Genomic DNA, 7,989 nt, shown 5'->3' with positions numbered 1-7,989 from the left:
TAACCAAACTCCGAATACCCGGGAGTACTACTCGGCAGACACACGGCGGGTGCTAACGTCCGTCGTGAAAAGGGCAACAACCCTAACCTCCAGCTAAGGTCCCCAAGTCATGGCTAAGTGGGAAAGGATGTGAGGATCCCAAAACAACCAGGATGTTGGCTTAGAAGCAGCCATCATTTAAAGAAAGCGTAACAGCTCACTGGTCTAAATAAGGGTCTTTGCGCCGAAAATGTAACGGGGCTGAAGCCATGCACCGAAGCTGAGGATTTGCAGCAATGCAAGTGGTAGCGGAGCGTTCCGTAAGCCTGTGAAGGGACAGTCGTGAGACATCCTGGAGGTATCGGAAGTGCGAATGTTGACATGAGTAACGATAAAGAGGGTGAGAGACCCTCTCGCCGAAAGACCAAGGGTTCCTGCTTAAAGTTAATCTGAGCAGGGTTAGCCGGCCCCTAAGACGAGGCGGACACGCGTAGTCGATGGGAACCACGTTAATATTCGTGGGCCTGGTGGTAGTGACGGATTGCGTAACTTGTTCATTCTTATTGGATTGAGTGGGCAGGGAAGCGGTTCCAGGAAATAGCTCCACCGTATAGACCGTACCCGAAACCGACACAGGTGGTCAGGTAGAGTATACCAAGGCGCTTGAGAGAACTATGTTGAAGGAACTCGGCAAATTGCACGCGTAACTTCGGAAGAAGCGTGACCCCATTTTACGCAAGTGAGATGGGGTGGCACAGACCAGGGGGTAGCGACTGTTTATCAAAAACACAGGGCTCTGCGAAGTCGCAAGACGACGTATAGGGTCTGACGCCTGCCCGGTGCTGGAAGGTTAAGAGGAGAGGTGCAAGCTTTGAATCGAAGCCCCAGTAAACGGCGGCCGTAACTATAACGGTCCTAAGGTAGCGAAATTCCTTGTCGGGTAAGTTCCGACCTGCACGAATGGCGTAACGACTTCCCCGCTGTCTCCAACATAGACTCAGTGAAATTGAATTCCCCGTGAAGATGCGGGGTTCCTGCGGTCAGACGGAAAGACCCCGTGCACCTTTACTATAGCTTTACACTGGCATTCGTGTCGGCATGTGTAGGATAGGTGGTAGGCTTTGAAGCGGGGACGCCAGTTTCCGTGGAGCCATCCTTGAAATACCACCCTTATCGTCATGGATGTCTAACCGCGGTCCGTTATCCGGATCCGGGACAGTGTATGGTGGGTAGTTTGACTGGGGCGGTCGCCTCCGAAAGAGTAACGGAGGCGCGCGATGGTGGGCTCAGACCGGTCGGAAATCGGTCGTCGAGTGCAATGGCATAAGCCCGCCTGACTGCGAGACTGACAAGTCGAGCAGAGACGAAAGTCGGTCATAGTGATCCGGTGGTCCCGCGTGGAAGGGCCATCGCTCAACGGATAAAAGGTACGCCGGGGATAACAGGCTGATGACCCCCAAGAGTCCATATCGACGGGGTTGTTTGGCACCTCGATGTCGGCTCATCGCATCCTGGGGCTGGAGCAGGTCCCAAGGGTTTGGCTGTTCGCCAATTAAAGCGGTACGTGAGCTGGGTTCAGAACGTCGTGAGACAGTTCGGTCCCTATCTGCCGTGGGTGTAGGAATATTGACAGGATCTGTCCCTAGTACGAGAGGACCGGGATGGACATATCTCTGGTGGACCTGTTGTCCTGCCAAGGGCATAGCAGGGTAGCTATATATGGACGGGATAACCGCTGAAGGCATCTAAGCGGGAAACCCACCTGAAAACGAGTGTTCCCTATCAGAGCCGTGGAAGACGACCACGTTGATAGGCCGGGTGTGGAAGTGCGGCAACGCATGAAGCTTACCGGTACTAATAGCTCGATTGGCTTGATCGTTCTCATTGCTTGTGCTCATCTCAGGGCAACCGCAAAGCGGTTGTCCCGACAGAGCGAAGGCGAAAGCCTTTGCGACGGGCGCGGCGAACACGCAGTGTTCGTCCGGTTTGTTGCACCGAAGACGTGTTCAAAAAATGCAGCCTAGCGGCTGCGCCAGCTTCTCAATTGTTGCGCTTCGCTGACCTGGTGGTCATGGCGGGGTGGCTGCACCCGTTCCCATTCCGAACACGGCCGTGAAACGCCCCAGCGCCTATGGTACTTCGTCTTAAGACGCGGGAGAGTCGGTCGCTGCCAGGTCTGCTAAACGCAACATAAATCTTCTCTGAACGAAATTACGGCCCCTGGCCGATCAAAGGGCCGCTCGCAAAGCGGCCTTTTTGCTTTCGAGCCCTATATGCAGACTGAAATAGCGATGCACCGGATCTATAATGGTGCGTCCCTTACAGGAGACAACTCCTTTGGAGTTGCTCCGGCAGTAAGCGTAAAACGTCTTCGGCGCTTTACGCTATCGCGACAAAACCCAAAGGGTTTTGCGCTGGCGCGGGGTGGAGCAGCCCGGTAGCTCGTCAGGCTCATAACCTGAAGGCCGCAGGTTCAAATCCTGCCCCCGCAACCAACGATCCCCGACACATCACAGCCCGCCATCCGGCGCGTTCTTGCGTTTCCGGGGATGGCGGAGACAGGCCCGTGCGTGCCGGCATGGGCTTATTCAAACACTATTCAGTCTCCGAGCGCCCGCAGCGCCGCCTTCACTGCCGCCGCATCCGCCGTCAGCGGCCGGTACTCCATGCCAACGGCGCCGCGATACCCCTGATCAAACAGCCAATCCAGCCGATGGCGCAGGTCTATGCTGCCGGTGCCTGGGTCATTCCGGCCGGGGTGGTCGGCCACGTGGACGTGGATGATGCGGGAGATGCGGTTGGCGATGACGTCTTCGGTTTTCTCGTCCATCACGGCGGAATGGTAGATGTCGTAAGTGAGGCCGATTTCGGGGCGGTTTACCTCGTCGATGATGTCGAGTGCCTCGCGGGTTGAATCGAGGTAGTAGCCGATATGGTCGATGCGGGTGTTGAGCGGCTCGACGCCGAGGCGCACGCCGGTGCCCTGAAGGATGTCGGCGGCGGCGCGCAGCGTGCCGATCAGGGCTTCGCGCTGTTCCCGCCGGGAGAGGCCAGGAAGATCGTCACCGGCCTGGGCGATCAGGACGGGGGCGCCGAGGCGTTTGGCGACGGCGACGGATTGGGTGAGGCCCTCCAGCCAGGTTTCGCGGTTGTTGACGTCGGTCAGCGGGATCATAGGTTCGGCGACAAGGCTAGAGACCTTGAGACCGGTGCGGTTCAGCGCGGCCTCGATCGCGTCGAGATCCTTGTCGGTCCAGCGCCAGAATTCGATGAAACGGAGGCCGGCCGCGGCGGCGCGGGCGATGCGGTCTTCGAAGCGGTCACCCGGGGTGGCAAAGAGCCATTCGATGCAGGCTGAGTAGTTTCGCATATCGTGGTCCTCCCGATTTTCTCAAGGGATGGGCGAAATCTGCTGCCGGGGCAAGGCCGCTATTGCCGCAAGGCCTTGGACATCAGGAATTTTTGCATCACGCGCCGGAACTTCGGCGAACCCTTGCACGTTAACGGACGCATCGAAAAATCGTGGCGCAGCGGGCACGGAATGACGGATTTTCAGGCGATCGGCGCAAGCCGCAAAACGGCGAATACCATGGAATTCATCGCCGGCGCGGCCCGGCGGACGATGAAGGCTGCCGTTCCGGCTGTGCCCGGCGGTATCATTCGCACCGGCCGCAACGCCTGGCGGTCCGGCAAGGTCTCGAAAGTTGCGTTCCTTGTCGATGGCGCCGCCTATTTCTCGGCGCTCGATCAGGCGCTGCGTCAGGCGCGCCAGACGATCTGGATCGTCGGCTGGGATTTCAATCCCGATATCCGGCTGCGGCCGAAGCAGAGCTCGGAAACGCTCGGCGAATTGCTGCTGTCGCTCGCCGATGAGAACCCGGCACTGCAGATCCGCATTCTCGTCTGGGGCATGGGCCCTGTTTATTCCGGCAAGTCGCTGCGGCTCTTCCGCGAGAGCGGCTTTTCTTCTCATCCGCAGATCACCATGCGTTTTGACCTCCGCCATCCGCTGCGCGGCTGCCATCACCAGAAGCTGGTGTCGATCGACGACAGTCTTGGTTTTCTCGGTGGCATCGACCTGACGGCGCGGCGCTGGGACGAACCGGATCACCGGGTCAGCAATCCGGTTCGCCGCTCTCCTGACGGCACGCCTTACGAGCCTGTGCATGATATGCAGTCGATGGTTTCCGGGCAGGTGGCAAGCCTGATCGGCGATGTCGCCCGTCGCCGCTGGAAGAAGGCGACCGGTCAGAAGATCGAGCCGTCGCCGGTGCGGGATGCCGCGTGGCCGCTTGCTGTTGCCGCGGAGATGACCGATGCGACGGCGGCAATCGCGCTCACGGAGCCCGGCCTGATCGGCAAGCGCGGTCACTATGAGGCGTTTCGCCTGACGCGCGATGCGATCCGCGCGGCACGCAAGCATATCTACATCGAGACGCAGTATCTCGCTTCCTTTGGCGTTGCCCGCGAGCTTGCCAAGCGGCTGAAGGAGATCGAGGGGCCGGAGATCGCGGTGCTGGTCACCAAGAGCTCGCATGGCCTGATCGAGAAGCTGACGATGGGCAACAATCGCGACCGGCTGATCCGGCGGCTAAAGCGGATCGATCGCTATGACCGCCTTCGGGTAATGTATGCGGTCGTGCCGGATGAACGGGGTGGCGAGAAGGAAATCGTCATTCACTCCAAGCTGATGATCGTCGACGATGCCTTCATCCGCATCGGTTCGTCCAATCTCAACAATCGCTCCGAGGGGCTGGATACCGAATGCGATCTGGCGATCGAGGCGGAGACGGAAGGACATCGCCAGGCGATTACCGCATTGCGCCACCGGCTGATTGCCGAGCATCTCGATGCGGCGCAGGAGGATGTTCGGCAGATGGAAAGCGAAAAGCAGTCGTTGCTCGAGACGATCGAGGTGCTGAACTGCCGCGAGCGCGGGCTGCGCCATTTTGCCGTCGATATCGCCCATGGTGGCACGACGCCGTTGCCCGGTACCGCGATCGTCGATCCGCGCCGTCCCTATTGGCCGCTACATCGGCTGCGCCTGCGCGTTGGCCGTCTGGTCAGCGTGTTCTTCTGACGATGGTTTCCGTTTGCGGAGCACCAGCTCGCTGATCCCGAGGATCGGCAGGCCGATGAAAAGCGGCAGCGGGAAGTAGATCACCCTGAAAGCGACGAGAGCACCGATCGAGGCCGCACCCGGCAGCACGTGGCTGACGGTGGCCTCGAGGACGCCGAGGCCGCCGGGAACGTGGGTCATGAGAATGGCGATATTGGCGAGGACGAAGGCGGTTGCCGTCTGTACGAAACTCGCCTCGCCCTCAGCTGCCAGCATCTGATGCAGGCAGGCGGATACGAAGATGAAGTTCAGCGTTCCGATGACCACCTGCCCGATTGCGAGCTTCAGCGCCGGCATCTCGAAGCTCCAGTTCCAGAGCCGGAGCGGCGCGCGGACGGTCGCCGACAGCACGACATAGGCGATGGGGATCGCCAGGCAGGCGAGGCCGAGACCGAACAGGCCGGATGGGCTAAGCTTCAGCAGATTGGCGGCATCCTCGGGATTGACGAGCAGCGCGATGCCTGCGAGGGCGGCAAGGCCGATACCGACGGTGACGCCGCAGAACAGGATGACTTTGGCGACCTCCTCCGTGCTAAGTCCCCAACGCGAATAGTAGCGGTAGCGGACGGCGCCGCTGCTCAGTGCGGCAACGCCGAGATTGTGGCCGATCGAAAGGCCGGTGAAGGAAGCGATTGCTGCCTTGGGGTAGCTGAGCGGCTTGCCGGCATAGCGCAGGCCCATCCAGTCGAAACCGGTGAGGCAGAGGTAAGAGAGGGCGGCAAAGCCGATGCCGGCCGCCAGCCGTGATACCGGGATGGCGGCGATCGAGTCCATCACCTCGTCGAGCGAATAGCGGCTGAACACCTTGTAGAGCAGGTAGGCGGCCAGCAGCAGCCCGAGAACGAGGGTGGCGTTGATGATGAGGCGCTTGCCCGGCATGAGGTTTCCGTCTTGCTACGCAGTTTCCGTTGATGGAACGAAACAACGTGAAAACGGGTTCCCACGGCATGAGCACATTCTCCGACCCTGCGGCCGTTCAAGACGCCAAACTCATCAAGGTTCTCACATACAATGTTCATAGCTGCATCGGCACCGACCGGCGGCTCGATCCGCAGCGGGTTGCCGATGTCATTGCCGCATCGGGCGCGGATATCATCGCTCTGCAGGAGCTAGATGTCGGCCGTAGGCGGACGGGCGGGATCGATCAGGCGCATCTCATCGCCACGCTCCTGAAGATGGAGGCGCATTTCCATCCGGCCCTGCATGTGGAAGAGGAGAAGTATGGGGACGCGATCCTGACGGCGCTTCCGACCAAGCTGATGCGCGCGGGTCCATTGCCGTCAGTTGGTGAAACCCGCGGTGCGATATGGCTGCAGGTCATTGCGAACGGGCTGCAGTTCAATGTGCTCAACACGCATCTCGGCCTGCGGGGCATCGACCGGTCGAGGCAGGTGGCGACGCTGCTCGGGCGCGACTGGATCGGCTCGCCGGAGTTTCAGGCGGCACCGGCAATCATCTGCGGCGATCTCAACGCCATTCCCCTGTCGCCTGCCTACCGGATGCTGGCGCGGCAGTTTCGCGATGTGCAGCTGCTTGCGGGCGGTAAGCCGCGGCCGACCTATCCGTCACGGCTGCCTGTGCTGCGGATCGATCATGTCTTCGTCTCCGAAGGCCTTGGCGTCAGGCGAGTGGCGGCGCTTGCCGATCCGCTCGCACGGCGGGCGTCCGACCACCTGCCGCTGCTGGCGGAGATCGAGCCGTCGGCGGCGCTTATAAGGGCGGGAATGCGATCTGTGGCGTCTGCATGAGCTGCATGCCGGTGGTCGCCTCGGGATCGTTGATGCGCTGGATCAGCATCCGGCCGAGCTCTTCGCCGGCGGCGACCAGATCCTCGTAGATCGTCTCGACCTTGGGCTGCAGCTGCGTCAGCAGGCGCGAATGCTCCTTGGCGACGATGTCGTAGTCCTCGGCCAGCTGCTTTCCGGCGTCGCTCATGCCGGTGATGGTGGCGAGAGCAGAGACTTCGCCGGGACAGATGAAGCCGTCGGGGGCGTCAGGTCCGGCGGCGCGGCTGCGCACATAGTCTCGGATATCGCTGGCGGAGGAATCGAGCGTGATCGCCTCGGAGATTTCGTAGCTCGCGCCTGCTTCCCTGACTGCGGTCATGAAGCCATGCAGAAGGTGCTGGTAGAAGGTCAGCCGGCGCGGCGGCAGAAGGATGGTCACCTTCGTACGGCCCTTGGCGATCAGCCGGGCGGTTGCCTCATAGGCGAAGGCGTAGTTGTCGTAATCGACATAGGGATGCTGCGTCGAGAATTCGGTGCGGCCGTGGCTGACGAAGGGAAAGCCCGTTTCGATCAGCATGCGCACGCGCGCATCGAAGGGTTCGGTGCGGGTGAAGATCACGCCATCGGCGAAATTGTTGCGGACGATGTATTCGGCGGCTTCGAGCTCGGTCGTCGACAGGAAGTTCGGCGCGACCACCAGATGGTAAGAGGTTTCTTTCAGAGCCTTGGCAATGCCGTACATGATCGAGGTGCCGAAGCCGACGACCTCCTGATGGGAGTCGAGCAGGATGCTGATGACATTGGTGCGGCCGGTCTTCAGGCGCTGTGCGGCGCGATCCGGCAGGTAGCCGATCTCGCGGGCGATCTTGTGCACGCGCTCGCGGGTTTCCAGCGAGATCTGCGGCGCATCGCTCAGCGCGCGTGATACCGTCGTTACCGCCAATCCCGTCAGGTTGGCGATCGTCCGCAATGTCGGCTTGCCACGTCTCAGCAGGCTGTCTTGGTTTTCGCCGCGGGGCGGCTTTATCGGATCGGTCAACTTGGCCTTCCTGGGGCTGCGGCAATCAACATAACGGGCAGATGCATTGCAAGCAATAAAGTTATGAAAACGTTTTAAATTTTTGGGATTTCTGGCCGAAAATAGGCATTACATAATAATTTCAG

The 7,989-nt window shown here is 60.4% G+C and carries 5 protein-coding genes, 1 tRNA gene and 2 rRNA genes (1 of these 8 only partly in view); 5 read left to right on the top strand and 3 right to left on the bottom strand.

Going from position 1 to position 7,989, the window contains the following annotated elements:
• From ACEN84_RS06705 to ACEN84_RS06695, 3 genes are all read left to right on the top strand, one after another.
• Window positions 1-1,858 (top strand): 23S ribosomal RNA (locus tag ACEN84_RS06705); it begins 942 nt to the left of the window's first position.
• A gap of 182 nt (window positions 1,859-2,040) precedes the next feature.
• A 5S ribosomal RNA gene (rrf, locus tag ACEN84_RS06700) occupies window positions 2,041-2,155 on the top strand.
• 242 nt (window positions 2,156-2,397) lie between these two features.
• A tRNA-Met gene (locus ACEN84_RS06695) sits at window positions 2,398-2,474 on the top strand.
• Between the two features lie 104 nt (window positions 2,475-2,578).
• On the opposite strand, the gene ACEN84_RS06690 is transcribed toward ACEN84_RS06695, so the two are convergent.
• On the bottom strand, window positions 2,579-3,349 hold the full coding sequence (locus tag ACEN84_RS06690; protein ID WP_413710363.1) for a TIM barrel protein: 771 nt from the start codon (window positions 3,347-3,349) through the stop codon (window positions 2,579-2,581).
• 171 nt (window positions 3,350-3,520) lie between these two features.
• On the opposite strand from ACEN84_RS06690, the gene ACEN84_RS06685 reads away from it, so the two are divergent.
• Window positions 3,521-5,059, top strand: a complete 1,539-nt coding sequence (locus ACEN84_RS06685; RefSeq protein WP_413710362.1) for a phospholipase D-like domain-containing protein — start codon at window positions 3,521-3,523, stop codon at window positions 5,057-5,059.
• On the opposite strand, the gene ACEN84_RS06680 is transcribed toward ACEN84_RS06685, so the two are convergent.
• A complete protein-coding gene (locus ACEN84_RS06680; protein WP_413710361.1) occupies window positions 5,009-5,977 on the bottom strand; it encodes a lysylphosphatidylglycerol synthase domain-containing protein in 969 nt (322 codons plus the stop codon). The two genes, ACEN84_RS06685 and ACEN84_RS06680, sit on opposite strands and share 51 nt — an antisense overlap.
• Before the next feature lie 68 nt (window positions 5,978-6,045).
• Here ACEN84_RS06680 and ACEN84_RS06675 point away from each other — a divergent pair, with 68 nt between their 5' ends.
• Window positions 6,046-6,846 (top strand): endonuclease/exonuclease/phosphatase family protein, encoded by an 801-nt coding sequence (locus tag ACEN84_RS06675; RefSeq protein ID WP_413710360.1) that lies wholly within the window; start codon window positions 6,046-6,048, stop codon window positions 6,844-6,846.
• Here ACEN84_RS06675 and ACEN84_RS06670 read toward each other — a convergent pair.
• On the bottom strand, window positions 6,809-7,864 hold the full coding sequence (locus ACEN84_RS06670; protein WP_199628888.1) for a LacI family transcriptional regulator: 1,056 nt from the start codon (window positions 7,862-7,864) through the stop codon (window positions 6,809-6,811). The genes ACEN84_RS06675 and ACEN84_RS06670 overlap by 38 nt on opposite strands.
• Window positions 7,865-7,989 lie beyond the last annotated feature (125 nt).

The organism is Rhizobium sp. Rhizsp82 (assembly GCF_047325115.1).
Taxonomy (GTDB): Bacteria; Pseudomonadota; Alphaproteobacteria; order Rhizobiales; family Rhizobiaceae; genus Rhizobium.
This window is presented reverse-complemented; position numbering and strand designations above follow the sequence as displayed.